We start from the raw sequence: 1,031 nt of genomic DNA, 5'->3' as shown, positions 1-1,031 counted from the left end.
TTTTTTTAGTTCTTTGTCTATTGCGGTCACTGAATATTTACTTTTTCCATCCGGTAATTCAATTTCCAATAAATGAACCCTTTGAAGTTGATGTAAAATCGTTCGTGCGGTTACATTTAAACCGGCTTGTTGAGCTATATAGTCTATAGATTGCATGAGAAAATAGGCAATGACGCAAACATAAACATGTCCTTTTACTCGTTCTTCTTTCCAATGATACATCGGTCGTACATCTAAATCATGCTTGATAATTCGAAAGGCATTCTCCACTTTGTTGAGATTCTTGTATATTTTAATTAATTTTTCGTCTCCGTATTTATCTTCGTTCGTTTGGATGACGAACGTTCCATCCAATCTTTCATCATCCTTAATTTTGTCGGATTTTAACTTGTATTTTAGAGAAAAACCTAGAGAATTTTCATCACTATCGATAGTTTCCACCATAAAATATTTACCCGCTGTATTTCGTTTTGAAATGGCTCCCGCACGTTTCATTGCTTCATCACGTGTTTTTATATTTTTATTATTCCCAAGGCTTTCGTTCAATTTATCAAGTTCTTCCTTAATTGTTTTGATGGTTTGCTGGCGATAATGATAATCATCTTCTCTTTTTTGTGTATTCAAACACAGTAAAAATCGTTGCCCATCTATTTCGGGAAGGAATTTGGCGTATAAGTTCTCTTTTATTTCTCGCATTTTTTTCTCATCAATAGAGGTCGCTTTCAAATACTTTTTACTCCATGCTCTTGGGATAGCCATCACATATTTTTGCTCCAGCTCTTTTATTGCTTCGATATTTTTAGCTGATAACATTCCCCGATCACCGACAAACACAATTTCATCAATGGGATATCTATTCTTTAAGTCCGCGACAACGTCTGCAACCGTTGATTTATCTGCTTTATTTCCGGGATAAATCGTGCATTTAATTGGAAATCCATCTGCTGTAGTCACGAGACCAATCACAATTTGTTCTCTATCCCTTCGCTTATCTCTTGAATAGCCGTATTCTGCAATCACGCATTTATGGC

At 35.4% G+C, this 1,031-nt stretch carries 1 protein-coding gene; it reads right to left on the bottom strand.

The annotated features are described in order from the left end of the window. A partial coding sequence (locus SPD89_RS22825) for an IS1634 family transposase (protein WP_336264241.1) occupies window positions 1-1,031 on the bottom strand: 1,031 nt, incomplete at both ends.

It is taken from the genome of Pseudogracilibacillus sp. SO30301A (assembly GCF_037072025.1).
GTDB lineage: Bacteria > Bacillota > Bacilli > Bacillales > Amphibacillaceae > Pseudogracilibacillus.
Note: the sequence above shows the minus strand (reverse complement) of the source record. Positions and strands in the feature narration are given on the sequence as shown.